The 26,250-nt window shown below is 62.4% G+C and carries 23 protein-coding genes; 19 read left to right on the top strand and 4 right to left on the bottom strand.

Translation table 11 applies throughout. The features are described from left to right. Nucleotides 1–3 precede the first annotated feature (3 nt). The 4 genes from EIP85_RS19530 to nagA are packed head-to-tail and all read left to right on the top strand — an operon-like array spanning nt 4 to nt 4,738. Entirely contained in the window at nt 4–972 is a 969-nt protein-coding gene (locus EIP85_RS19530; protein ID WP_127903897.1) for an ABC transporter ATP-binding protein, read from the top strand. Next, entirely contained in the window at nt 972–2,519 is a 1,548-nt protein-coding gene (locus EIP85_RS19535) for a putative N-acetylmannosamine-6-phosphate 2-epimerase (RefSeq protein WP_127903898.1), read from the top strand. The genes EIP85_RS19530 and EIP85_RS19535 overlap by 1 nt, the downstream gene beginning before the upstream one ends. A 42-nt stretch (nt 2,520–2,561) precedes the next feature. Next, entirely contained in the window at nt 2,562–3,593 is a 1,032-nt protein-coding gene (locus EIP85_RS19540; RefSeq protein ID WP_127903899.1) for an SIS domain-containing protein, read from the top strand. Beyond that, nucleotides 3,590–4,738, top strand: a complete 1,149-nt coding sequence (nagA, locus tag EIP85_RS19545; RefSeq protein ID WP_127903900.1) for an N-acetylglucosamine-6-phosphate deacetylase — start codon at nt 3,590–3,592, stop codon at nt 4,736–4,738. The genes EIP85_RS19540 and nagA overlap by 4 nt, the downstream gene beginning before the upstream one ends. A 1,126-nt stretch (nt 4,739–5,864) precedes the next feature. On the opposite strand, the gene EIP85_RS19550 is transcribed toward nagA, so the two are convergent. Then, nucleotides 5,865–7,253, bottom strand: coding sequence for a sulfatase family protein (locus EIP85_RS19550; RefSeq protein ID WP_127903901.1), 1,389 nt, complete (start codon nt 7,251–7,253; stop codon nt 5,865–5,867). Nucleotides 7,254–7,337: 84 nt separating this feature from the next. After that, nucleotides 7,338–8,243 (bottom strand): LysR family transcriptional regulator, encoded by a 906-nt coding sequence (locus tag EIP85_RS19555; RefSeq protein ID WP_127903902.1) that lies wholly within the window; start codon nt 8,241–8,243, stop codon nt 7,338–7,340. Nucleotides 8,244–8,428: 185 nt separating this feature from the next. Between EIP85_RS19555 and EIP85_RS19560 the strand changes: the two genes are divergently transcribed. The 5 genes from EIP85_RS19560 (at nt 8,429) to EIP85_RS19580 (ending at nt 14,344) form a co-directional block, all read left to right on the top strand. Next, a complete protein-coding gene (locus tag EIP85_RS19560) occupies nt 8,429–9,787 on the top strand; it encodes an ABC transporter substrate-binding protein (protein ID WP_164871817.1) in 1,359 nt (452 codons plus the stop codon). Between the two features lie 163 nt (nt 9,788–9,950). Next, a complete protein-coding gene (locus tag EIP85_RS19565) occupies nt 9,951–10,910 on the top strand; it encodes a carbohydrate ABC transporter permease (protein WP_206615598.1) in 960 nt (319 codons plus the stop codon). Continuing rightward, nucleotides 10,910–11,740 (top strand): carbohydrate ABC transporter permease, encoded by an 831-nt coding sequence (locus EIP85_RS19570; RefSeq protein ID WP_127903904.1) that lies wholly within the window; start codon nt 10,910–10,912, stop codon nt 11,738–11,740. The genes EIP85_RS19565 and EIP85_RS19570 overlap by 1 nt, the downstream gene beginning before the upstream one ends. Nucleotides 11,741–11,755: 15 nt before the next feature. Further along, nucleotides 11,756–12,808, top strand: a complete 1,053-nt coding sequence (locus EIP85_RS19575; protein WP_127903905.1) for an ABC transporter ATP-binding protein — start codon at nt 11,756–11,758, stop codon at nt 12,806–12,808. A gap of 30 nt (nt 12,809–12,838) precedes the next feature. Continuing rightward, nucleotides 12,839–14,344 (top strand): sulfatase, encoded by a 1,506-nt coding sequence (locus tag EIP85_RS19580; protein WP_127903906.1) that lies wholly within the window; start codon nt 12,839–12,841, stop codon nt 14,342–14,344. A 347-nt stretch (nt 14,345–14,691) separates the two neighbouring features. Here EIP85_RS19580 and EIP85_RS19585 read toward each other — a convergent pair whose 3' ends face one another. Next, nucleotides 14,692–16,095, bottom strand: coding sequence for an exonuclease domain-containing protein (locus EIP85_RS19585; protein WP_127903907.1), 1,404 nt, complete (start codon nt 16,093–16,095; stop codon nt 14,692–14,694). A gap of 164 nt (nt 16,096–16,259) precedes the next feature. Further along, nucleotides 16,260–16,652: a hypothetical protein gene (locus EIP85_RS19590; protein ID WP_127903908.1), complete on the bottom strand. Its 393-nt coding sequence runs from the start codon at nt 16,650–16,652 to the stop codon at nt 16,260–16,262. A 377-nt stretch (nt 16,653–17,029) separates the two neighbouring features. On the opposite strand from EIP85_RS19590, the gene EIP85_RS19595 reads away from it, so the two are divergent. The 10 genes from EIP85_RS19595 (at nt 17,030) to EIP85_RS19640 (ending at nt 25,762) form a co-directional block, all read left to right on the top strand. Beyond that, nucleotides 17,030–17,467 carry a phospholipase D-like domain-containing protein gene (locus EIP85_RS19595; protein ID WP_127903909.1) on the top strand — a complete coding sequence of 146 codons (438 nt, stop codon included), beginning with the start codon at nt 17,030–17,032 and terminating at the stop codon, nt 17,465–17,467. A 155-nt stretch (nt 17,468–17,622) separates the two neighbouring features. Then, entirely contained in the window at nt 17,623–18,684 is a 1,062-nt protein-coding gene (locus EIP85_RS19600; RefSeq protein WP_127903910.1) for a LacI family DNA-binding transcriptional regulator, read from the top strand. After that, on the top strand, nt 18,681–19,634 hold the full coding sequence (locus EIP85_RS19605; RefSeq protein WP_241560104.1) for an ABC transporter substrate-binding protein: 954 nt from the start codon (nt 18,681–18,683) through the stop codon (nt 19,632–19,634). Before EIP85_RS19600 ends, EIP85_RS19605 begins: the two co-directional genes overlap by 4 nt. Then, entirely contained in the window at nt 19,634–20,431 is a 798-nt protein-coding gene (locus tag EIP85_RS19610; protein WP_127903911.1) for an ATP-binding cassette domain-containing protein, read from the top strand. Before EIP85_RS19605 ends, EIP85_RS19610 begins: the two co-directional genes overlap by 1 nt. Continuing rightward, the gene (locus EIP85_RS19615) at nt 20,428–21,432 is read left to right on the top strand and encodes an ABC transporter permease (RefSeq protein WP_127903912.1); all 1,005 of its coding nucleotides are present in this window, start codon (nt 20,428–20,430) and stop codon (nt 21,430–21,432) included. The genes EIP85_RS19610 and EIP85_RS19615 overlap by 4 nt, the downstream gene beginning before the upstream one ends. A gap of 4 nt (nt 21,433–21,436) precedes the next feature. Then, nucleotides 21,437–22,522 carry a phosphotriesterase family protein gene (locus tag EIP85_RS19620; protein ID WP_241560105.1) on the top strand — a complete coding sequence of 362 codons (1,086 nt, stop codon included), beginning with the start codon at nt 21,437–21,439 and terminating at the stop codon, nt 22,520–22,522. Nucleotides 22,523–22,549: 27 nt separating this feature from the next. Then, the gene (locus EIP85_RS19625) at nt 22,550–23,326 is read left to right on the top strand and encodes a glutamine amidotransferase (protein WP_127903913.1); all 777 of its coding nucleotides are present in this window, start codon (nt 22,550–22,552) and stop codon (nt 23,324–23,326) included. 12 nt (nt 23,327–23,338) lie between these two features. Then, nucleotides 23,339–24,007, top strand: coding sequence for a TenA family protein (locus EIP85_RS19630; RefSeq protein ID WP_241560106.1), 669 nt, complete (start codon nt 23,339–23,341; stop codon nt 24,005–24,007). 28 nt (nt 24,008–24,035) lie between these two features. After that, the gene (locus EIP85_RS19635) at nt 24,036–24,884 is read left to right on the top strand and encodes a BtpA family protein (RefSeq protein WP_127903914.1); all 849 of its coding nucleotides are present in this window, start codon (nt 24,036–24,038) and stop codon (nt 24,882–24,884) included. Continuing rightward, nucleotides 24,881–25,762, top strand: a complete 882-nt coding sequence (locus EIP85_RS19640; RefSeq protein ID WP_164871818.1) for a PfkB family carbohydrate kinase — start codon at nt 24,881–24,883, stop codon at nt 25,760–25,762. Before EIP85_RS19635 ends, EIP85_RS19640 begins: the two co-directional genes overlap by 4 nt. Nucleotides 25,763–26,250 lie beyond the last annotated feature (488 nt).

Genomic DNA, 26,250 nt, shown 5'->3' on the forward strand with positions numbered 1-26,250 from the left:
GTAATGGATGATCTTTACCTTTCGGTCCGCAACCTGACGAAGCATTTCCAGCCTTCCGGGTTTTCCCGTGGCCCTGCTGTGAAGGCGCTGCAGGACATATCCTTCGATATTCCTCGCGGGCAGGTCGTTGGCCTGGTCGGAGAATCCGGGTCGGGAAAAACGACAATCGGGCGCTCGATCCTACGCTTGATTGAGCCGACGAGCGGACAGGTCATCATGAACGGTACTGACGTCGTGCGACTGTCGGCACGCGGTCTGAGGCGTCAGCGGCGCAAGATGCAATACGTTTTCCAGGATCCCTTCGCGAGTCTGTCTTCGCGCATGACGATCGGCCGGATCCTGATGGAAGGGCTGGATATCCAGCGTTTGGGCTCCAAGTCCGATCGGCAGGCTCGAGCGAGAGCAGCGCTTGAGATGGTCGAGCTTCCTGAAGACGCGTTCGACCGGTTCGCGCATGAATTCTCCGGTGGCCAGCGGCAACGGATCGGGATTGCGCGGGCTTTGGCGATGCAGCCCGAGTTCGTCGTGGCTGACGAGCCGGTGTCCGCTCTGGACGTCTCGATTCAGGCACAGGTTCTCAATCTGCTGCGCGGTCTCCAGATGCGGCTGGGACTCACCATGCTGTTCATCTCCCACGATCTGGCCGTGGTCGAGTACATCTGCGATACGGTGATCGTCCTCTATCTCGGCCGGATCATGGAAATCGCTCCGGCGGCTGAACTCTATGCACGCCCAAGGCATCCCTACACCCGCGCCCTGCTCTCAGCGATCCCGACACCGGATCCGATCCGCCGGGCCAAGCGGCAGGTCCTGACCGGGGACATTCCCAGCCCCGCGAACCCACCTTCGGGTTGTGTTTTCCGCACCCGCTGCCCTCTCGCGGTCGATGCCTGCGCTACGTCGGTCCCGCCGCTGCGCGAGATGGTGCCCGGGCACAGCATGGCCTGCATTCGGGATGAGGCCATAATATGATGCCCCGCGAACCGCTCCTTGAGAGACTGGCGGCCGGCCTGATCGTGTCCTGCCAGCCCGTGGATGGCGGGCCGATGGATACGACGGAAACCGTGGTCGCCATGGCGTTGGCTGCACGAGATGGTGGCGCGCGGGCGTTGAGAATCGAGGGTGCAAGCCGGGTTGCCGCGGTGCGCGCCGCCTGCGACCTGCCGATAATTGGCATCGTCAAACGGGATCTTGACGAGAGCCCGGTACGGATTACCCCGTTCGTCCGAGATGTTCGGGCACTTGCCGAAGCCGGCGCGACGGTCATCGCTGTCGATGCGACCCAACGGGTGCGCCCCGTGTCTGTGTCGGATCTGCTTGCCGCGATAAGGTCTACCGAATGCCTTGCAATGGCGGATCTGGCAACGCTGGATGAGGCGAGATCCGCATGCGACCTCGGCTTCGATATCATCGGGACCACGATGTCCGGCTACACCGGCGGTCCGATACCGACAGCCCCGGATTTCGAGTTGCTGTCGGTCTGCTCCCGACTGGGCACGTTTGTTATCGCTGAAGGGCGGTTCAACACACCAGCTCTTGCGGGTTCAGCGATCGAGGCTGGAGCGGATGCCGTCTGTGCGGGATCCGCAATTACCCGCCAGGAATATGTTACGCGCTGGTTCGGGGATGCGATCGCGCATGCCAACGCTGTGCGCCGAGGAACGGCGTTGGCGCTTGATATTGGCGGAACGAAATCCCTGCTTGCGCTTGTCCAAAACGGCGAAATCCTTGACGAGCGGACGGCTCCCACGATGCGGCGGATCGCTACTGAGGACTGGTTCGCCGAATTGAGGACCCTGGCCGCCGATTGGGCCGGCCGGTACTGTGCCGTCGGCGCCGCGGTGACGGGTGTCGTCAGAGAAGGGCGCTGGAGCGCTCTGAATTCCGACACGCTCGATATTCCGCCCGAAACACCTCTAGCCGAGCGACTGGCTGAAATCTTTCAGTGCGATAGCGCGTTGGCAGTCAACGACGCTCAGGCCGCTGCATGGGGGGAATATCGGTACGGCGCGGGGCGTGGCACAGACATGGCCTTTGTCACGGTTTCCTCCGGAATTGGCGGAGGTATTGTCATTGGCGGACAACTCTGGCGTGGGAGCCGGGGTCTCGCTGGAAGCCTTGGACAGACCCGGCTCACGGATGGCACCCGACTGGAAAGCTTCGCGTCCGGGTTCGCGATGAGCCGGCGCGCCGGTACCGAGGGCTGGCCTGACGATACGCGGGCCATATTCTCGGCGCTCGCGGACGGTGAACCCTGGGCCGCCTCCATCATCGCGGATGCAGCGGGCGAAGTCGCTCGAGCGCTCGTCAACTTGCAGGCCATCGCGGATATCGAGCGCGTCGTATTGGGCGGTGGCGTCGGTCTGCTTCCGTCTTACCAGGCACGCCTGCAGGGTGCCCTGAAGGCCTATCCCTCAATCTTCCTCCCGGTCATCGTGCCGGCTGCGCTCGGCGCAAAAGCAGGTGTGGTGGGGGTCGCCGACCTGGCCTTGCGCGGCTCGCAACGCGGTTCCGCCTAGGACGGCCAGTCGGGGCACGCAAATCTTCCAAAGAGAGGTACAATGACAGCCAAGACGCATATGCGGCGGGAGATCGAAGAGATCCCCGCAATCGCTGCCCATTTTCTCGACACCGGCCGCCCTGCGCTTGCCGCTGCCGGTGCTGCGCTTCGGGAGCTTGATCCGCGGTTCGTCGTGAGCGTGGCGCGCGGCTCTTCGGATCACGCCGCGACCTATCTAAAATACGCGATCGAGCTGATGATCGGCGTGCCGGTTGCCTCGATCGGCCCGTCTATCGCGTCTATCTACGGCGCAAGGATGCGACTGGAGCGCGCGGCCTGCATCGGCATTTCCCAATCGGGTCGCAGCCCGGATATCGTCGCTATGATGCGAGCGGCGGGGCAGGGCGGAGCGCTCCCCATAGCCATCACCAACGATCGCCATGCCCCAATTTCCGAAGAGGCGGCTCATACCCTGGCCCTTCATGCCGGACGTGAACGCAGCGTCGCAGCAACAAAGACGTTCGTGACATCCGTCCTTGCGGGGCTCGCACTGCTGGCGGAATGGAGCGGTGATGACGACCTCCGCCGTGCCGTGGCCACGCTTCCCATCGCCTTCGAACAGGCGCTGACCTGCGATTGGACGCCCTTGGCCGATCGCCTTGTCCGGGCCCGATCTCTCTACGTCCTTGGTCGCGGCCCAAGCTTCGCCATCGCCAGCGAGATGGCGTTGAAGTTCAAGGAGACCTGCGACCTGCATGCCGAAGGATATTCCTCGGCTGAGGTGCTTCACGGACCGGCCGCGATCGTAAACGCGCGGTTTCCCGTTCTTGCCCTCGGCGTCCAGGACGCTGCACTTCAACAGGCGACCGAAACCGTAACCAGGCTGGTGGGGCAGGGCGCGGACGCCTTCTTCACCGGCCCGGAACCGGTCTCGGGCGCGACAGCGTTGCCTGCAGTTCAAGGGTTGCACCCGCTCGTAGCGCCGCTGGTTCTGGTCGTCAGCTTCTACATCTTCGTCGAAGAACTGGCCCGCCGCAGAGGCCTCAATCCCGATATCCCACAACATCTGCGGAAAGTGACGGAGACGGTATGACCCGACAGATCCTGATTGGCGCTCGTGTCTTCGATGGGTCTGAATTCTTTGAGGACGCGGCCGTCGTCGTAGAAGACGGGTGGGTCGCCGCGCTTTTGCGGAGATGTGATGCGCCGCCCGGCGAGGTGACAGAGCTTGCCGGTGGCATACTCGCTCCGGGCCTGATCGATCTGCAGGTGAATGGTGGCGGCGGCGTAATGCTCGGCGAGAAGGGCACGCTGGCGGAGATTGAAACGATCTGCCGGGCGCATCTGTCGGCCGGAACCACGGGCCTGCTGCCGACACTCATCACCGATACCCCGGAGATGACGGCGCGGGTGATTGAGGCCGGGATCGCGGCTGCCAACCTGGGTGTGCCAGGCTTTATCGGCCTACATCTGGAGGGCCCGCACCTCGACCCGCGGCGCAAGGGCGCGCATGATGCCGGGCTCATCCGGCCGATGACGGAAGACGATCTGGAGCTTTTGCTGCACGCGGCCGCCGAACTGCCCCGCCTGATGGTGACGCTTGCCCCGGAAGCCGTCACAACGGACCAGATCTCTTCACTGGTCCGGGCCGGCGTAATTGTAAGTCTGGGCCATACCGATGCGTCTCTCGAGACGGCGAACGTCGCTATTGCCGCCGGCGCCACCTGCGTGACCCATCTCTTCAATGCGATGAGCCCCATGTCCCACCGGGCGCCGGGAGTAGTCGGCGCCGCGCTGGATGCCCCCGATGTTTTCGCTGGCATCATCTGCGACGGCATTCATGTCGCGCCCGAGGTCCTGCGAGTGGCCTTCGCCGCCAAGCGGGGCAGGGTGAAACTGTTTGCCGTCACGGACGCGATGGCTGCTGCGGGTACCAACCTGCCGTCCTTCCACCTGGCCGGTCGGGAGGTCTTGCGTCGCGACGGCCGTTTGACGCTGGCCGATGGCACCCTTGCAGGAGCAGATGTCACGTTGCCCGTGTCACTCCGTTTTCTCGTTGAAATCGCGGGTTTGTCGGAAGCGGCGGCGTTAGAGGCCATAACGGCAGCTCCAGCGGCTTGCATTGGGCTTGAGGCTGAGCGCGGGCTTATCAAGCCGGGTGCTCGTGCCGATTTTGTCTGGTTTTCAGATGACTATGAATTGCAGGGTGTGTGGGTAGAGGGCAAGGCCAATCCATAATTAAGAAATGTGATTAAGACATTGTAATTTTAAGATAATGCACGACGATCTCTCCGAGATCGAGGCAGCGTGATGGGGGGGAGTGGCCTAAAACTGACCGCCGGCAAGCAATCCGGCACCGGTGCTCGCAACGAGTGCCGCTCCGAATAGGATCACGGCAACGAGCATCGCTCTGGCGCCCGGTATTTGATCGATCATCCGTCTTTGCTGGCGCGCAACGCCTTTTGCGGATTTACGGTGCCGGCGAAGACGCGGGAGTATCGAGCGAACACTCGTGCGGGGGGCATAGGTCTGCGACGGCTCCGCGGGCATCAATTCGCAGAAGGCGGCCGGGAGGCCATGGCCGGTCGAACTGGTAGGTCGGTGAGGCACCTTCGTCTGCTCCTGAGCGCTTTCACATTTTTCGCCGCGCAAGCCCCGTGCCTTAGAATTCACCCTCGGAAAATGTCGTATTGGTGCACCTGAGGCGTCATTTTCTGGGCGCAACCTTGGTTGAGATCAGCAATCCGGCTTCACGGGCTGAATTGGTTCAGTTCAAGCAACCGGACCTGCTTGTGCCTCTGCCGTTCCTCGAATTGGGATTGCCCTGTTGGGGACGCGGCCTTCTACCCGTGGAGGCTATGTTGTGAAGCGGCACTTGAGCGCGGTTGAATTTCTGGGATTGCCGATTGGCACTCCATAGGTGTGGGATCTGGCAAGAGCGGCATCGGCTCTGCGATGGCATTGGGTTCCGCTTCGTAAACGTTTGGTAGAGATGTTCTGAAAGTGACAAAAAATGGCAAAAATGAGGCCGAATCTTCGGCAAAAAGTTTGGATTTCGTAAGGGGATCTTTTCATGCGCAAGAGCTTCCCCCGACTTTCCGCTCGCAACTGAACAGTCTTCGGCGCCCTTGTGGTCGAGTGCTCGCGGGCGGGTAAGCGTGAACTGCCGCAGACCCGTGCGACCAGACTAAACGGGTAGGGGCCCGTCTCAACATCCAAAAAACCTAAGGCAGAAGGCACTGTCCTGGAGGCGACGGAGGTAGAGTTGCGAGCTGAAAAGGGTCAATATTCGCGCTTGTTTGCTGGCTATCCAATAATGCGGCCCGTGAGAAACTGCTGCCGAGGCTCCGCACCGATGCTGAGTTCAGCCGCCCCGGATCGCGCCCACGGGAGCTTCGGCGTCGCTGAAGCCCGTCAAGTCTGTCGGCTTGAGCCGATATTGACGCGAGTATCGTGGCTCCGCATTCAGGATCTCCGGCGAATGACCCTGCTCTATCTCGGCAATCCAGGCCAAAAGGCGCGACTTGAGCTGGTCCGCCAAGTCTCGGAACACAGTCAGCCCAACGAGGTTGACCATTTCGTAGGGATCACTGTCGAGATCGTAAAGATAGGCCTCGCGATACACTTGCGATCGCGGCGCGTCCTCGTCGTACTCGGAGGTCACGCCGTATTTCCAGCGGTGCGTTCGCAGCGCACGGCCAGTCTCCGTCTCGCTTATCTGGAAAAAAACGTCTTCCCTCCACGGTGCGCGTGCGTCTCGTACAACTGGGATGATCGAACGGCCCACCATTCCTTCTGGGACCGCAAGACCCGCCGCCTCGATCAGCGTAGGGGCCACGTCGACGGTGCTGAATAGCGCCCTGACCTGCCCGCCGGCGTTGAAGCCCGGGCCGGTGAGCATCGTCGGAACCCTTACCGCGCTTTCATGGCAGGAGCGCTTGTACTCACTGTTGCGAGTCTTGAAGTGGCAGGCGTGATCGGACGTGAACATGACTATAGTGTTCTCTGCCATGCCGAGGCTCTTCAGCGCATCCATTAGCCGGCCAAAGGCCTCGTCCAGCCTCTTCACCATCCCGTAGTAACCGCCCAGGTGCCAACCGCTGGTGCCCTTCAGAGTCGCGAGGTCCGGCGGGATCCAGAGCTTCGCCGTCATGTCTTCGCGGTAGCCCTCCGGCGGGGGATAGTCGTCCACGTGGTTCTGGTGATGAGGCTCGAGGAAGGACACGAAGAGGAAGAACGGATTGTCATGATGCGCATCACAATAGCGGATCGCCGCATCGGTTATTGCGTCTACACGGTAACCCGGCAGCTTGGTGCGCTGGTCTTCAGTGTCGAATAGGACGCAGTCATATGCGTCCGAGCAGAACTCCAGCAGGTTCGCGGCAAGCCACGTCTGGTAGCCTCCCCTCTCGCGCGCCGGAACTGGGTCACTTCCACCGAGGTGCCACTTGCCGATGTAGGCGGTGTCGTATCCGTTCCGGGCGAAGACCTTGGCCATTGTCTCGGCGTCCTCTGACAGCGGAATTCCGTTGCGAAAGACCCCGGTTTGAGTTGCGAAGAGACCTGTCTGCATCGATGAGCGCGCAGGCCCACACAGTGGCTGGCTTGTGAACGAGTTGTAGAGATGCGTCCCTGACCGGGCCAGGCGGTCGAAGTTAGGGGTTAACCCCATTGGATTTCCATGCACACCGGTCGTGTCGTGGCGCTGCTGGTCAGTGAAGAAGACGATAACGTTCGGTCGGCCCTGTGACATTCGGCTTTGCTCCTGATGTTGTGCCGAACATAGGAGGTCCAGATATGACGGAATAATGATATTAGGGTTGTGCCTCGATAACTCTTAGGAATGCCCGGAGATTTGAGTCTCTGCAAAATGCCGGGCCAACTCGATTGCGCGGAGCAGCGCTGGGTGATCGCGCAGGGACTGTCGATACCAAGCGCCCGACTCGAAGGAGCAAATCGGCTGTTCGAGCCGAAGCGCTACCAGACCCGCACGTTCGGCGAGGTCGCGCACGTAAGGATTCGCCAGTGTGATGTAATCGGTTCCGGCGACGATGCGGAACGTGGCGACAAGCGAGTCTACCTCCATCGCGATCTCAGGATCAGGCAGCATGTGATCCGAGCAGAACTCCCGCAGCCGCTCCGCGTTGAGGCGGTCGCGATGATAGATCACCCATTTTCGCCTGACGAGATCGGCGGGCGTGACTCTCTCAGCCTGCGCCAGGGCGCTGTCCTGGGAGGCGTATGCGATGATCTGCACATTGATGATAGGGCGGGTTTCGATCCCTTCGGTAAAGGCGGAGAGCAACGCTCCGAACAGCAGATCAATTTCGCCATCCATGAGTTTCGGAAGCGCGTTGTTGGCCGCCTCGAATCCAAGCCGGAAGCGCATGCGCGGATACTCCAGACTGAGTTGCTTGACGACATCGGGCGCGACGGCGCTGTGGTAGGCCGTCCCTGCAGCAATCCTGAACTCGGCGAGCGTTCCGTCCCGGATCAGCTGGATTTCTTCCCGAGCTTGCTGGTGGTGCATTTCGATCATTTCGCTCCGTGAAAAGAGCATTCGCCCAGCCTGCGTCAGTGCCATTCCCCGGACGGATCGCTCGAAAAGCTCGGCGCCGAACTCCTGCTCGGTCCTCCGGATGGCCTTGGTCAACGCAGGCTGGGTCAGGCCGATCTGTTCAGCCGCTGCGGTAAGGTTTCCTGATCGAGCGACCGCCAGAAACGCCTTGAGATTGCGATCCATTCCATTCCTCTCGGTTATCGATGTGGGTAGAATATATCATTTCTTTGTCATCGTTGCGCAAGCTATCGTCCTCCGAGGCAGCTGCCTTCGACCGGGGAGGGATCGGTGGCTGCGCGCGTGGCCTGCGCCAGCAAGCATTGGCCAAAACGCCGCAGGAAATCGTCGGCAAACAGGGAGAGATTATAATGAAATGGACAACGACGGGCCGGCGGCTGGTTGCCACGGCCATCATCGCGCCACTACTGGCAGCACCTGCGCTTGGGGCAAGTTTTCTCGACGTCGGCAAACAGGCCCCGATCAACGTTCTGATCAATGCGTCGCCATGGTATGATGGTTTTCAAGCGGTCGTCGCGCTTTATGAGAAGCAGACCGGAAACAAGGTGAATCTTGAGGTCACCCCATTCCCCGGCATGTTGGAAAAAGCGCGAAACGCCGTCCGAGCCGGTGGCACGAGTCCACTCGATCTACTCAATATCGACAGCCAGAATGTCGTTGAGTTCTATGCTGGCGGCTTCCTTGAGCCACTCAAAGAGATCGACCCGAGCTTCGCCCTGCCCAAGGAAGTCCTGACGCTGGACGATGCAGGCTGCTGGGACGCCAAGAAGCAGTTTCGCACGTGCTCTACTGGAAAGCTCATGGGCTATGCCCCTAATGGCAACATCGAGCTCTTCTACTATCGCAAGGACGTCTACGACAAACTGCACCTCAAGGTCCCGAAGACTTTTGACGACGTGCTGGCCAACTGCAAGGTGCTGCAGAAGCCGCCGAAGTCCTATGGCTATGTCGTCCGCGGCCAGAAAGGTGATTCGATCTTCTACGACATGAACGCCTTCATGCTGGCGTACGGCGCCAAATACGTCAAAGACGCCGAGAACGGTGACTTTACTGTAGAGATCAACAGCCCACAGGCTTTGGCAGCGCTCAAGAAGTACATTCAAATACAGAAGGCCTGCGGCCCGGCCAATGCCGGTTCGCTAGGGCAGGGGGATCTGATTCAGTTGGTCCAGACCGGTAAGGGGTTGCAGGCTCAGGCCGTCATCGCCGCTTTCCCGAACTTCGACAACCCACGAAAGTCCGCTGTCGTCGATAAGATGAACGCTGCAGTTCTACCTGCCGCGACACCGGGCGGGAAGCCCGGCGTTGCGATCGGCAGCTGGGTGTTTGCTATCCCGAAGAACGCCTCTGAAGCTGGAAAGAAAGGTGCGATTGCATTCTCGAAATGGTTCCTGACCTACAAAGCGCAGTATGCTTATGCCGAAGCCGGCGGGATTCCGGTCCGGACCGACGTCTTCTCCTCTGATCTGAAAAACAAGGAGAAGTATCGTTGGATGACGGCCTATCTGGACGAGATCAAATACGGCAAGCAGATTCTCGGCTTCAAGGAAGGTCCTGCGATCAACCAGATGCTTGGCCTGCGATACAACCAGGCGCTCGTTGGCGAGTTGAGCCCCGCTGCCGCGCTGAACAAGGGCGCACAGGACATGTACGACCTGTTCAAGAAGGATGGCCGCAAGACCGGGATGCTTCCTCCCCTTCCGGAGTAAGGCCAACAGGTCGCCGCCGCACCAAGTAGCGGTGTGGCGGCGACCACTTCATGATTTTGACTTCCTGCATTTCTGCATTCGCCAACCCAACCAGGAAGCGTTGGAACCGAAGGAGCCGAGATGGAATACCGCGTGAACCTGTTTCTCGTATCCGGCGTCGCTCTTGGCGCGCGCCGAAGCTATGCCCCTGCCTGACTCAATGGCGCTCGCGCAAGCCCCCGCGTCCGAGGCGCCCCGGCCTGGCCTTTCCGACTTCATCGATCGGCACCTCGGCTGGTTTACGCTAGGCCCAGCCATCGTCCTGCTGGTGCTGCTCACGATCTACCCGATCGTCAACCTCGTGCTGATGGCGGGCTCCACGATCAATTTTCAGCAGGGTCATGAAATCTGGAAATTCTCGCTGTGGAGCAATCTCGCCACCCTTCTTCACGACGGCATCTTCGGCGTTGCGCTGCGCAACACAGCGATCTATGCGGCCATCTCGGTCGCTGTGGAGATGGTCCTCGGTCTTGGCCTTGCGATTCTCGTAAGCTCGATGCGCCGCGGCAAGGGCATCCTGCGGACGCTGCTGATCGTGCCGATCCTGCTGCCTCCGGTCGCCATCGGCTCGATGTGGAAGCTGATGTACAGCTTCGATTTCGGAGTGCTGAACCAGATTGTCACCGGCGTTGGCTTGCAGCCTGTAAACTGGCTCGGCTCCACCTCCCTCGCGCTCATGTCGGTTATCATCGTCGATGTCTGGCACTGGACGCCGTTCGTCTTCCTCATTCTGTTTGCCGCGGTCGAGGGGCTGCCGTCCGAGGTGATCGAGGCCGCGCGGATCGACGGCGCCGGGACCTGGAGCATCGTCTTCAAGATCATCATTCCGCTTTTGAAGCCCGCGATCGTCGTCGCGGCGCTGTTCCGGATGATCCTGGCCTTCAAGGTGTTCGACGAAATCTTCCTGCTCACATCCGGTGGACCTGGCAACGCAACGGAAGTCGTCAGCCTCCACCTCTATCAGGTGTTCTTCGAACAGAATCAGCTCGGCTACGGGGCGATGATGTCCGTCGCTATCATCGCCGCGACGGTCGTCTTCATCTGGATCGGCCATCGGGTTTCCAGCGCGATGGGGCGGCTGTGATGCTTGTGCTGCGCGGATACTCCCGGATCGTCGGCATCCTTCTGCTGGCGCTCGGCGTCTTCATCATCGTCGCCCCCTTCCTCTGGGTTGCGATGCAGAGCTTCAAGTACGAGATCCAGATCCTTCAGGGCACCTGGTTCACGATGCCGACGCTCTACAACTATATCGACGTCCTCTGGTCGCAGCGGTCCGACTTTATGACCAATGTCGCAAACAGCATGATCGTGGCGACCAGTTCGACGATCTGCGTTCTCCTCGTGGGCACGCTGGCGGCCTATTCCCTTTCGCGATTGAAATGGAAGCGTTGGATTGCCGCGGTCTTCCTTGGCTGGACGCTGATCTTCAACATGATCCCGCCTCTGACTCTCGTTGGCCCATGGTTCCTGATCTTCCGCGAGATCGGCCTTTATCAGACGCTCTTCGCGCTAACGCTGACGCACATAACGTTGAACCTGCCGATGACGGTCTGGATGATGATGGCGTATTTCAACGAGTTGCCGAAGGACATCGAGGAGGCGGCAATGGTCGACGGATGCCGCCGAATTGACGCCTTCTGGCGCATAGCCCTGCCGTTGGTCCGGCCTGGCCTGATCGCGGCGGGCGTGCTGGCCTTCGTGTTCTCCTGGAATGAGTTCGCGGTTGCCCTGAACCTCACCGGCCGGGCCACTGCGACCGTGCCGGTCGCCATCGCCCAGTTTTCGCAGCAGTACGAGGTGCAGAACGGCCAAATGGCCGCCGCCTCCATTCTGTCCACCATTCCCGCGCTTCTGCTGATGTTCTTCGGTCAGAGGTTCATCGTCCAAGGTCTGACCATGGGCGCGGTCAAATAGGTCGAAAGGCAAGACATGTCGCAGGTCGTCCTGAAGAACGTCCAGAAGCTTTACGGTGCCTTTCAAGCACTGAAGGACATCAATGTTGAGATCGGGAACGGCGAGTTTGTCGTGCTGGTAGGCCCGTCGGGTTGCGGCAAGTCCACTCTTCTGAGGATGATCGCGGGGTTGGAGGAGATCTCCGGCGGCGAGATATCCATCGGTGGGCGGGTCGTGAACGAGCTGGAACCCCGCGAGCGCGACATCGCCATGGTGTTCCAGAGCTACGCTCTTTATCCGCATATGAACGTCACCCGGAACATGAGCTTCTCGCTGGAGCTGAAAAGGACCCCGGCCGAGGACACCCAATCAGCCGTCAGCGGCGCGGCCAAAGCGTTGGGGTTGGAGAAATTTCTCGACCGGCTTCCTCGCGCGCTCTCCGGCGGACAGCGCCAACGGGTAGCGATGGGACGGGCCATCGTACGCCAGCCGCAGGTGTTCCTATTCGACGAACCCTTGTCGAACCTCGATGCCCAGCTTCGGGTTCATATGCGGACCGAGGTACGGCGCCTGCATCAGCAGCTCAACGCGACCTCGATTTACGTCACCCACGATCAGGTGGAGGCGATGACGATGGCTGACCGGATCGTCGTGCTCGACCAGGGCCGCATCGTCCAGGCCGGCAGTCCGCTGGAGCTCTACGAGCGCCCGGCCAACCGCTTCGTGGCCGAGTTCATCGGCTCGCCTGCAATAAACATCGTGCCCGGCGAGCTGTCCGAGAGCGGCCGCCTCGCCATGGGCAACGGCAGCTATCAACTGAACCTCAAGCGCGCGCCAGCGGGCGCGGTGGACGTCGGCATCCGTCCAGAGGACCTTCAGAAGGCCGACAACGGACCGCTCGCAGGGAAAGTGACGGTGGTCGAGCACCTTGGCGCGGAGACCTATGTCTTCCTGAATTGCTCAGGCGTCGAGCTCTGTTGGCGAGTGCCGGGCACCCTCCGCATAAACGTCGGCGAGCAGGTAAGCCTAGCGGCCAACCAGAACCATCTTCACTTATTCCGGCAAGATACAGGCCTTCGGCTGGCCTGAGCCTGGGTCGGTCAAATCAGAGAGCCCGCCATGAAAACCGTCTTTGTCCTGTTCGACTCCCTCAACCGCCATCTGCTCGGTCCCTATGGCGGTACCCGTATATCGACGCCGAATTTTGATCGGTTGGCTGCTCGGGCGCAGGTGTTCGATCACCACTATGTGGGTTCGATGCCATGCATGCCCGCGAGGCGGGACATGCTGACCGGCCACCTCAGCTTTCTACACCGGAGCTGGGGCCCGCTCGAGCCTTTCGATAATGCATTCCCTGAGCTTTTGAAGACGAAAGGTGTACATTCCCACCTCGTCACCGACCACTATCACTATTGGGAAGATGGTGGCGCGACCTACCACAATCGTTACTCCACCTTCGACTTTGTCAGGGGGCAAGAGAGCGATCCGTGGAAGGCCATGGTCCAGCCACCGTGGGAGCGGCTGCGAGAGAAATATCACGCCCGCCAACAGGCAATGTTCGACGCCGCACCCCATCACCGCGCCCATATCATTAACCGTGAATACATGAGCGAAGAGAAGGACTTTCCGTCAGTCCAGGTCTTCGCCAAGGGACTCGAATTCCTTGACCAGAACCGCGAGGCTGACGACTGGTTTCTCCAGATCGAGACGTTCGATCCGCACGAGCCCTTTTATGCGCCGCAGAGGTTCAGGGACCGCTTTGACACCGGCTGGACCGGCGGCATCTACGACTGGCCGCGCTATGGTCGTGTTGAGGAATTGCCGGAAGAAGCCGCGGAACTGCGTGCCAACTACTACGCCCTTGCCGCGCTGTGCGACGAGCTTCTTGGCCGCGTTCTCGACGAGTTCGACACGCACGACATGTGGAAGGACACCGCGCTTGTCGTGACGACCGACCACGGCTTCCTTCTAGGTGAGCACGACTTTTGGGCAAAGAACCGAATGCACCTCTACGAGGAGCTGGCACATATCCCGCTGTTCGTACACAACCCGCATAGTCCCGGTCCCGCCCGCGTTTCGCGCCTGACCCAGAGCACGGACATCGCGGCCACCTTCCTTGATTTCTGGGGGGTTGCGCCCCCGGTCGAGACCCAGGGCGTGTCGGTGATTCGGGACAACAAACGAGAGGCGGTAATCTTCGGTTATTTCGGCGGGGCAGTTAATGTCACCGACGGTCAGACCAGCTACCACCGGTTCCCTAAGCACTTAAAAGATCAGGAGATCTATCAGTATACCCTAATGCCCACCCACATCACCTCGCGCTTCACGCCAGAGGAGCTGCGATCCGCGACCCTCGCGCCGCCCTTCGACTGGACCAAGGAAGTGCCCCTGCTAAAGGTCCCGGTCATCGAGCGCTCACCGATGTACAACAACTACGGCCCGGGCGCCTTGATGGAGGACGACAGCCGGCTATACGACTTGACCAGCGATCCCATGCAGGAAAAACCCCTCCACGACGACCGGCTGGAAGCGAAAATGGTCGCGAAGATGCTGCGGCTGATGCGGAAAAGTGATGCCCCAGCAGAAGCTTATGATCGCCTCGGCCTGACGCCGGAAGCCGCCTAGATCCCTTCGATTGCCACGCGAATGACGCGGTTCTTGCGCGTGGGTAGCTCTGGCGCTATGGGCCGAATGACAACGCACACTCACTTCCACGGGCGGTTATCATTGATCAGGACAGACGACTTTCTCCGGAGAGCGAGGACAACTGTCGCCGACAACTGAAACAGACAGCCGGCAACATAATCTCACCCCTTTCGACGCGGTCATGTTACGCCTTCGCCCTCGAACAGGGTCGGGCTACGCCATCCATGTATCTTACTGCGCCCAGATCATGCTGCAGCGTTTCAGGTCTCGGAGTAAGCGAAAAGCGGCGGGAGGATAAACTCGCGCAGCCCTTTCCACTCGGTGAACTATTCCGCCGCGAAGCTGGCACCGCGCAACGACCACGCCCGGAGATAGGCCTCATACTCATCCAGGATGACAGCGGTTTCGCCGACCGCCGGGCGCAGGGATTTGATCTCGTCGAGCGCCTTGGGGATCGACATCCACGGCACGTCCATGGCTGTCATGCGATACTGCAATTCATCGAGGTAGGTCGCGCGGTCGCCCGGAGGCATTGCCTCCGGCCATTCTGAACCCATGAGCAGTTTGCCCAGTTCACGAGCGCGCGGGTCGTGGAAGGCCGCGATGATCTCGGGCTTCTGCGCGGGATCGGCCCGATGGAACGCATCGAATAGCGCCCGGTCGTCCGCAGCCGGAAAGAAGCCGCCCGAGTACAACTGCTCTTGCACATGGACCTTTTCTTCATAGCCGTCGCGTATCATCTGGCTCGCCGTCAGAATGCTCGTGGCCAGCGAGCCGTCCATGCGCAGCTGTTCGGCGAGCATGCCGTCGAACTCGACGATCAGACCCGCAATGGCCGGGTCCTCCATCGAGAACACAAGCGGCATCTTGTTGGTCGTGACCCCGACGATAGGCGTGAGACCGCCCGACGACTTGAAGGCGCGAACGAGTTGGTCGGGCTGGATCCCTATCACGCGACTAGGATCGGCTGCCAAGTTGACGCACCACCACTTCGTCGAGATTTCAGCGTCACGGCAGATCGGCAGCAGGACGCGCGTGGTGGCCTTGTCGCCGCGGTGGTTCCAGTCCAGCTTGACCACCGGTTGACCCGAGGCGAGCAATTCGTCGATCGAGTTCTTCGATCGGAGCGAGTGGGTAGCGCGCCAGAGCTTCGGCGAACGGGCGCGGATCGTGTTCGCGACGTGCATGGTGGCGTCCACGTCCCCCAAGGCGTCGTGGGCGTCGTGGTTCTCAAACCCGAACACCGGTGCCAGGTGTTCCAGCTTGAACGACCGCTTCCCTTTTTCGTTCACCGGCAGGTCGTAGGCATCCGGGTCGCAGATCGCCGCCGCCTTCATAGCGAGCAGAACGTCGAGACGTTCGTTTCCCCCGAACTGGGTCACGTAGGGCTGCAGAAGATTGGCGTAAAACGTATGCCGCAGAATCTCCTCATCGTATCCGATTATGTTATAGCCAGTGACCACGGCAGGTGCTGCTTGCTCGAAGAAAAGGTGGATTTGCCTCGCAAGGGCATAGGCACTGGTTTCCTGCCTCATGACCGAGTTGATCCGCTGACCAGTGACAGCAAGCGCGCCGGGACTTGGCAGAACGTGCAGCGGCGGACGGCCCCTCAAGTTTACGGCGGACAACTCGCTGCCCGTCGCATCGTAGACCTTCGCCGCAAACTGGAGCGGTGCTTCGAAGGGCTTTTCGAGCCCAGTGGACTCGGTGTCGTAGTTCAAGATTTTCATGTTCAGCGTCCTATGGCTGAGGACACGCTGAACGCCACGTCAACTTGACATTAGCTTCTTGATTGGCAAATTGGTGGCAACGCTCAGCGTGCTGGGTGTGAAAGTCAGGGCGGGGGCCGGCTCGTAGTCGCCAAACTTGGACCGGCCTCCCGTCCGCTAATTTCCTAAGGCGCTACCTCCTCTCGCTTGGCCAAGTTCCAGGTTCCTTTGTCGTCGTCGTAGATCAGTCGCCCTTCATTCTTGAAACGCGTGAGCTGGCTACGGAACGTACTGGGTGACATCGTCGGGAAATCGCGCGCGATCTGCCGATAGATGTCAGTCGCCGACGCGCCGCTTTGGCGGTTATACGCATTTTTCGTCAGATATTTAGCCACCTGTCCAAGCACCGCAAACTTGTGAGCGGTACGCTTGGTGACTACATCTTCAGGAATGAGAAGGTGACGGTGGTAGTAGAGATCGCCGGCCAGTTTCCACGAACGTGCTTCGTCATTGAGGTCGTCGATCTCGTTTTGGATCGCCGCCTGCCTTGCGCGGATGTGTTGAAATACGTCGTCCATGCCCGCAACATGAGGCGAAGGCTGCCCCGCTGCAAGGGCTCCCTTCTGCAGCAGAACGCTTTCTAATTGCTATGTGCCGCCATATTTTCCAATAGCTTAATGGGTTGACGTTTTCATCATACCAATCTACAATCAATATTGTATTGATTGTAGATTGGTATGAATTACCATAGCCAACAGCCACACTTTTGTTTCAGTGGCGCGAGAAACTCCCCGACCCGTCACCAAATTCGCTCTCTCCGCGTCGTCTCCGCACGTTCGGCGCCCGACCGCGTCACGTGTCAGGAAATGACGGGGATTGCGGAGAGCGCCGCCGAGAGCTCACCACGTGCCGCGTCCATCTGGCGCTCTATGACACCGCACGTCTGGAGGGGCCGGTGGCCTATGACCTCACCGCCTGTGGGCGCTCGGCGATGGAGCGCATGGCAGGACGGCGCCTGATGACTTTGGTTGCGGATGGGCGCGAGGCGATCGTGGCCGAATTCCACCCTGACGATAGCGTTGAGGCGGTGCGCACCGACAATCCGGTGATCGGACTTCTGGCGACGGAGTACGTGAAGGCCGACGTTCTTGGCCGGCTGCTGATCGACGACATGGGCGACGCGCGGTTCGAGGAGATCCGCTATCACCCCGGGCGAGATCGACGCGCTGCTGAGAAGTTAAGACGGCCTTCGAACCAAAGTGCGAAGGCGCTTTGGAAGTCTCACACCATAAGACCAGGAGCGACCGCGTCGCTCTGCAATCGGTCGGGCCCCGGCAGAACGGCTCAGCCACGGCTCGCCGCTCTGGAGTGCCGAAACCGAAGGCGGTCGTAGCGTCACGATGCACGAACGGTGGGCGTTTCATCTGGGTTAACCCGCCTCGATCGGCCGGACTGGCAAAAGCTCTTGACAGGTTAATGCCCGCCAAGTCTTGTAAAGCGGTTTAGTAAACCGATTCACTAGCGTATCTGGCAGGAATCCACGAAGCGATGGCAGACCGGCGCTCTCCCAGCCTCAAGGATGTTGCTCGTACAGCGGGGGTCTCCGTTACCACCGTCTCACGGATGTTGAACGGCTCGCTCCAGCTACCGGACGAGACGCGGCTGCGGATCGAGGCGGCGATCCGCAGCCTCGACTATCAACCCAATCCGCATGCCCGCCGCCTGAGCCGCGGGCGCTCCGACACCATCGGACTCGTTGTTCCGGACATAGCCAACCCGTTCTTCGCCATGCTGGTGGCCTCGGTGGAAGAGGAGGCCGACCGCCGCGGCATGGCGCTGACGCTCTATGCTACGCTCAACCGTCCGGGGCGCGAGTTGTCCTATCTGCGGCGCATCGAGGACAATCATGTCGACGGTCTAATCTTCATCACCAACCACGCCGACGATGGCAATCTGGGCAGGGCGATCAACCGCACCGGCAGGGTGGTGCTTGTGGACGAGGACGTGCCCGACGCGCGCGCCCCTCGGCTCTTCTGCGACAACGAGATGGGCGGCTATCTTGCCGGCGCGCATCTGGCCGAAAATGGGCACAGGCATGTTCTCTTCGCGGGGCAGGGCGACCGGATGCTCAGCGCCCACCGCCGTTACGCCGGGCTGGAGCACGCGCTACGCGAGGCCTTCGGTGCCCGCGCCGAGCTGACCCGCTACGAGGGCGAATACACCATCGAATTTGGTCGCGCCGCGGCCCGTCGCTTCCTCGATGAGGGCTGTCCGGCAACAGCGATCTTCGCCAGCTCTGATGAGATTGCCATTGGCGTGATTGAAGTGTTCCGCGACCGCGGCATCGTAGTGCCGCGCGACGTTTCAGTCATCGGCTTCGACGACGTCGGACCGCTGCATCTTTTCGCTCCAGCGATCACGGCGGTTCGTCAGCCGGTCCGGCAGATCGGCCGCCGAGCGCTGGAGCTTCTGCTCGATACCAGCTGGCAGGCCCTCGACCCGACAATGCCAGAAGAGCTCCTGCCGATAGAACTCGTGGTGCGGAATTCCGTTGCGCCGCCCGCGGAACAACCAGTGCAACGCGAACCCCAACAGAGGAGAACGACATGATGACGGGCATACCCAGAAGAGTGTTTCTTTCGGCGATGGGCGCCGGCCTCGTGCTTGGACTGGCCGGTACGGCTCCGGCCTGGGCCCAGGGCAAGACCTTCGTGCTGGTCCAAATCAACCAGCAGGCGCTGTTCTTCAACCAAGTCAATGCCGGCGCCGAGAAGGGCGCCAAGGAGACCGGCAATAAGCTGGTGATTTACAACGCCAACAACGACCCGTCGAAGCAGAACGACGCGATCGACACCTACATCCAGCAGAAGGTGGCCGGCATCGCGGTGGACGCGATCGACGTGAACGGCATTATGCCGGCGATCGAGCAGGCGACGAAGGCCGGCATCCCCGTCGTTGCGCTCGACGCGATTCTGCCCGCCGGTCCGCAGAAGGCACAGGTCGGCGTCGACAACGCCAAGGCCGGTGCTGATCTCGCGCATTACTACCTCAACTACGTAAAGACGCATATGAGCGGGAAGTCTACGCTCGGCATCGTGGGAGCGCTGAACTCCTACATCCAGAACGTCCGCCAGAAGGGCTTTGAGGATGTCGTCAAGTCCGCGCCCGGCATCAAGATCGCCGGCGTGGTCGATGGCCGCAACGTGCAGGACACTGCGCTGAATGCGGCCGAGAACCTGATTACCGCCAACCCGGACATGACCACAATCTATGCCACCGGCGAGCCGGCGCTGATCGGTGCCATCGCCGCCGTCGCAAGCCAAGGCAAGCAGAAGTCGATCAAAATCTTCGGCTGGGATCTGAGCCCTGAGGCAATCGCAGGCATCGACAAGGGCGAAGTCATCGCTGTCGTCCAGCAGGATCCGGCGCTGATGGGCGAGGAGGCGATCAAGGCGCTGGTCAAGGTCGCCGACGGTAAGACGGTGGACAAGAACATCTACGTCCCCGTGACCATCGTCACCGAGAAGAACGTGGCCCCCTACCGGTCTGTGTTCAAGTGATGGCGACAGGCGCATCGCTAACGGACGGAGGGGCATCGCCCCTCCGCTCCGCCGTGGGCGGGACAGTTCCCCGCATCCGCCTCCGGGGAATCCGCAAGCGGTTCGGCTCGGTTGACGCCCTGCGGGGCGTCGATCTGGAGCTCTTTCCCAGCGAATGCCTCGGCCTTGTCGGCGACAATGCCGCCGGCAAGTCGACGCTCACCAAGATCATCTCCGGCACTTACATCCCAGACGCCGGCACCATCGAGATCGACGGCGAGGTGGTCCGGCTGACCGGCCCGGCCGACGCGCGCGGCCGCAACATCGAGATGGTTTTCCAGGATCTGAGCCTGTGCGACCACATCGACGTGGTCGGGAACCTGTTCCTAGGACGGGAACGCACCCGTGGCCCCTTCCTCGACCGCGCTCGGATGCTGGCCGAGGGCCGGCAGATGCTGGACGCGCTGGAAATCCGGATCCCGAAGCTGACGACCCGCGTCGCTCAACTTTCAGGCGGACAGCGCCAGGCGATCGCCATCGCTCGCGCTGCCTCGTTCCGCCCCAAGGTCCTGATCATGGACGAGCCGACCTCTGCCCTCGCCGTGGCAGAGGTCGAGGCGGTGCTGCACCTGATTAACCGGGTCAAGGCGAGCGGCGTTTCGGTCATCCTCATCACTCACCGGCTGCAGGACCTATTTCGAGTCTGCGACCGGATCGCGGTGATGTACGAGGGCACCAAGGTCGCCGAGCGGGCGATCGAGAACACCGACCTCGAAGATCTCGTCAAGCTCATCGTTGGACAGGGGACTCTGCAGTGACCGAATATGCCGAACGCCGGCAAGGCCCGGACATCGCCGATTTCCTGATCGACAATGCACAGGTCCTGTCGATCGCCGTGTTCTTCGTCGCCTGCACCATCTTCTTCTCGGCCTCTGCCGATTACTTCCTGACTGTAGGCAACATCCTGAACATTCTGCGCCAGGCGGCACCACTCCTGATAGTCGCCACCGCGATGACCTTCGTCATTGTCACAGCCGGGATCGACCTCTCGGTCGGCTCGCTGATCGCACTGATCAACGCGGTGGCCGCAATCGCGCTCGCCGCCGGGCTGCCCTGGCCGCTGGTGGTGCTGGCGATGTTCGCCCTCGGGGGGTTGATCGGCCTCGCCCAGGGCTGGTTCATCGCCTATCAGGACGTGCCGGCCTTCATCGTCACCCTCGCCGGGCTGTCAATCCTGCGCGGCGTCGCGCTCTATCTGACCAAGGGATATTCGATCCCGATCTCCGGTGTTCCAGGCTTTCTCGCCATCGGTCGCGCGACGGTCTATGGCATCCCGCTTCCGGCCATCATCGCCGCCGCAGTGGCGCTCGTCGGTTATGTCGCGATTGGCCGGACCAAATACGGCCGCCAGGTCGTCGCCGTCGGGTCCAACGCCGAGGCGGCGCGGCGGGTCGGGATGCCCGCGCGCTGGATCGTCGCCTCTGTCTACATCGTCTCGGGCGTATGCGCCGCCCTGGCCGGGATCATGCTCGCCGCCCGACTCGGCTCTGGCTCCTCCAACGCCGCGGTCGGCTTCGAGCTGCAGGCGATTGCCGCAGTCGTCCTAGGCGGCACCTCGCTGATGGGCGGACGTGGCACGATCCTCGGCACGATCCTGGGCACGCTCACCATCGCGGTAATCGGCAACGGGCTGATCCTGATGCACATCTCGCCCTTCTTCACCCAGATCGTCACTGGCGCGATCATCCTTGCGGCGATCTGGATCAACACCCGCATCTTCTCCACCAGGTTTCGTCTGAAGCAGCGAAAGGAGGGTTAGCGTCGTGGCCAATCCACCCGCCGAAGACCTGTCGCCCGCACATATCCGCTCCGGTCAGGTGATGACCGTCACCGGCCCCGTCGCGGCCGCCGACCTCGGCGTCACCCTCATGCACGAGCACATCCTGAACGACTGCCGCTGCTGGTGGCACGCCCCAAAGGAGTCCGAGCGGGAGCACCTCGCGCATCGTCCGGTGAGCATCGAGATCCTGTCGGAGCTGCGCCAGGATCCGTTCGTAAACCTCCACAACATCGCCCTCGACGACGAGCCACTGGCGATCGAGGAGCTGGGCCAGTTCGCTGCCGCCGGCGGCCGCACGGTGGTCGACCCGACCTGCCGCGGCATCGGCCGCGACCCGGCAGCGCTGGTCCGTATATCCGGGGCAACCGGCCTGCGCATCGTCATGGGGGCGGGGTACTACCTCGCCTCGTCGCATCCGGCAGAGCTGGCCGCGATGTCGGCGGCAGATGTTGCCGATCAGATCGTGGCCGAAGCGCGCGACGGCGTCGACGGCAGCGGTGTTCGCATCGGGCTGATCGGCGAGATTGGCGTCTCCTCCGAATTTACCGCCGAGGAGGAAAAATCGCTGCGCGGCGCCGCCCGGGCGCAAGCCCGGACCGGGCTGCCGCTGATGGTCCACCTGCCGGGGTGGTTCCGGCTCGCCCACCGGGTGCTCGACATCGTGTCAGAGGAGGGTGCCGACCTTCGCCACACCGTGCTCTGCCACATGAACCCGTCGCACGGCGATTTCGATTACCAGCGTTCGCTCGCCGCGCGCGGCGCCTTTGTTGAATACGACATGATCGGAATGGACTTCTTCTATGCCGACCAGCAGGTCCAGTGCCCGAGCGACGACGAGGCCGCCCGCGGCATTGCCCGGCTCGCCGAAGCTGGCTATCTCGATCGAGTGCTGCTGTCGCACGATGTCTTCGTGAAGATGATGCTCACGCGCTATGGCGGGAACGGCTACGCCTTTATCCTGCGGCATTTCCTGCCGCGACTGCAGCGCCACGGCTTCGACGAGCCGTCGCTTGTGGCCCTTATGCAGCACAACCCCCGCCGCGTCTTCGATGCGACCTTCGATGTATAAGCGGCCGAACCGTATTTGGGAGGAAAGATGACAAAGAAGGTTCTTCTGGTCGGCGAAAGCTGGATGAGTTCGGCGACCCACTACAAGGGCTTCGACGCATTCGGAAGCGTCACCTTTCATCTTGGGGCGGAGCCTTTCGTTGCTGCGCTCCGGACCGGCGGCTTCGAGGTCGATTACATGAAGGCTCATGAGGCAGTGGAGCACTTCCCCTACGAGATGGCGGGGCTCCGAGCCTATCATGCAGTGATCCTATCCGACATCGGCGCCAATTCCATCCTGCTGCCGCCGGAGGTCTGGCTGCACTCGCGCACGGTGCCGAACCGGCTCAAGCTGCTGCGCCGCTGGGTCGAGGAGGAGGGCGGCGGCCTGCTGATGGTCGGCGGCTACCTGTCGTTCCAGGGCATCGACGGCCGCGCCCGCTGGCACCGCACCCCGGTCGAGGCGGCGCTGCCGGTGACCTGCCTGCCTTACGACGACCGGGTGGAGATGCCGGAAGGCGCGCAGGCGGTGCTGACCCGGCCCGGGCATCCGGTGCTCGCCGGGCTCTCGGGCGACTGGCCGCCGCTTCTCGGCGTCAACGAGGTCGTGGTGCGGGAGCGTCCGGACGTGGAGGTTGTGGCGCGGCTGCCCGAGGATCAGGGCGGCCATCCGCTGCTGGTTCTCGGTCGCTCCGGCAAGGGGCGGAGTGCAGCCTGGACCTCGGACATCGGGCCGCACTGGCTGTCTCCGGAGTTCTGCGCCTGGGAGGGCTACGGCCGGCTCTGGACCAATCTCGTCGGCTGGCTGTCCGAGGCGCGGGCATGAGCCGCGTGCGGAGTGGCCGCGTGGCGGGCACCGGGGCTGGACGCGATGCTCTCGGATGACATCCTCGCCGAGAACGCCGGCAGGTTCGAGGCGATGGTCGACCACCGCTTCGTGCGGGACATCATGGCAGACCGGCTCGACGATGCGGTGTTCCGCCGCTACCTCGTCTACGAGGCCGGCTTCGTCGAAACCGCGATTGCCATCTTCGCGCTCGCGGTCGCGAAGGCGCCGTCGATCGCCGGGCGGCGCTGGCTGATCGGCGTACTCGAGGCGCTCGCCAACGAGCAGATCGGCTATTTCGAGCGGAGCTTTGCCATCCTCGGGATCGACCCCGCCGCGGTTCCCGGCGACCCGCGCGTGGTCGCCTTCAACGACGGGATGCGCGCCATCGCCGAGCGGGGCAGCCATGCCGAGATCATCACGGCGATGTTCGCTGCCGAATGGATGTACTGGACCTGGTGCCGTGCCGCCAACACCTGCAAAATCGGCAATCCGGAGCTGCGCGCCTGGGTCGGCCTGCATGCTGCACAGGACTTTGCCGACCAAGCGCTGTGGCTGAAGCGGGAACTGGACAGCCTCGGCGAAGGTGCCGACGCCGCCTGCCGCCGCCGCTTGTCGCAGGTCTTTGCCGAAGCGATGGCGCTTGAAATCGACTTCCACGACGCCGCCTACGGGCCCTGACCCAGCCGGCCACCCCGGAGAAAAAGCCATGCCCCATCCTGCCTCGATCCATCAGTCCAAACCGGATCCGATCCGCGCCATGTTCGGTCGCGGAAAGGCGATCATCGGCGTTATCCATGCGCGCCCGCTGCCCGGCGCCCCGCGCTACTCCGGCGAAACCGTCGAAAGCCTCTGCGCTTATGCCATCGCCGAGGCCCGCCGCTACCGCGAGAACGGCTGCGACGGTGTCATCGTGGAGAACCACGGCGACATCCCCTTCGCCAAGCCCGACGAGATCGGGCCGGAAACGGTGGCCACCATGGCGGTGATGACGGCGGCGGTCCGCGCCGCGGTCGGCGGCCCGGTCGGTGTCAACGTGCTGGCAAATGCCGCGGTAGCCGCACTCGCCGTCGCCAAGGCGGCCGGAGCCGACTTCATCCGCGTCAACCAATGGGCCAATGCCTATGTCGCCAACGAGGGCTTCGTGGAGGGCAAGGCCGGCGCGGCGAGCCGGTACCGGTCCTGGATCGGCGGCCGCGACATCCGCGTCTTCACCGATGTCCATGTCAAGCACGGCGCCCATGCCATCGTCGCCGACCGGCCGCTGGCCGAGCTGGCGCGCGATGCAGAATTCTTCGACAGCGACGGCATCATCGTCACTGGCCAGCGCACCGGCCACGGGGTCGACCTCGATGAGCTTCGGCTCTTTGCCGAGGCCACGGCGCTCCCCGTCATGGTCGGAAGCGGCGTCACTGGCGAAAATGTCGCCGACATCTTCCGCTACGCCGACGCGGTTATCATCGCCAGCGCGCTGAAGCACGACGGCTCCTGGTGGAACGATGTCGACCCGCAGCGGGTGCGCGACTTCGTGGCCATTGCGCGGAAGGCCTTCCCGTGACACGCATCCTGGTGATCGGCAATGCGACGGTGGACTTCGTCTTCCGCATGGCGCGCTGGCCCGCGCCGGGCGAAACGGTCCTGGCCGACGAGATGACCCAGAGCCCGGGCGGCAAGGGGTTGAACCAGGCTGTGGCCGCGGCCCGGCTCGGCGTCCGGGTGGAGCTTCTCGCGCCGATCGGGCAGGATGCGAACGCCTCCTTCATCGACGAGGCCCTGCGTGGCGAGACCGGCCTGACCCCGCACTGGCGGCCCCGGGAGGCGCCGACCGATATCTCCACCATCTGGACGATCGAGGCCGGCGAGAACCAGATCGTATCTTCCGCCGCCTGCGCGCGGTCGCTGCGCCCCGAAGAACTCGGCCCGGTCGCGACGCTCGCGTCGGGGGACATCCTGCTGCTGCAGGGCAATCTCGGCGCCGAGACGACTGTGGCGGCGGCCCGGCTCGCCCGGGCGCGCGGCGCCTCGGTTCTGCTAAACACAGCGCCGATCTGGTGGGACATGAGCGAGATGCTTTGCCTCGCCGATCTCGTCGTTGGCAATGAACCGGAAATCGGGATGCTGGCCGGCGGCACCGCCCCGGAGGACCTTGCGGCGCTCCGGGGCCGCTGCGCCGGCGACATCGTGATGACCCGCGGCGCAAGGGGGGCACTGCTCCTCCAGGCCGGTCAGGCTGAGGCCTTTCCCGCCCCCAAGGTGGAGGTGGTCAACACCGCGGGCGCCGGTGACATGGCGATCGGCGCGATCGCTGCGCTGCGCGCCGGGGCGCTACCCCTGCCGGAGGCGATCGAGCGGGCCATGGCCCTTGCCGCGCGCACCGTCGGCCGGGCGGGCGTCCTATCGGCCTTCCCGACAATGGCGGAGCTTCGCGGGGTCTGAGCAGGGTTTCATCGCCCGGCACGCGGGATAACCGAAGGCCCGTTAAGGCCTCCCGCGGCTCGACCGAAACCCCGTGACGTGCCGCTTGCGGATCACCTGCGGCTAAAATGGCGGTCTGGGGCCCGACTGCGCCCAAATACAGGGCGGGTCTGGGCTGGTTGGAATAGCAAGCGACGTACCCTGTGACCGTCTGCTTCCTCGGGTCGGCCGCCCGTAACCTGCCTGGCTGTAGACGGCCCCCGAGCCAGCGGGCCGCTGCCAGGCCCTGAGCCATCCGGCAGCTGAGAGCCCTCAAGACGGTCGTTCACCCCCGGAGTAGGGAGCCCCAATACCTGCCGTTCGACGCGGTATCTTGCAGATCGGTTGGGTGGACCTTGCCGTCGTGCCACAGCCTCAAGCAATGGTGGCAGGCAGGCCAAAGTTGACCTCTCCGCCTCGCTTTGCGTTAACCCGCCATATTCGCGCAAATCTGAGGGAAAGGTTGCGTG

It is taken from the genome of Solirhodobacter olei, assembly GCF_004010155.1.
Lineage (GTDB): Bacteria > Pseudomonadota > Alphaproteobacteria > Rhodobacterales > Rhodobacteraceae > Solirhodobacter > Solirhodobacter olei.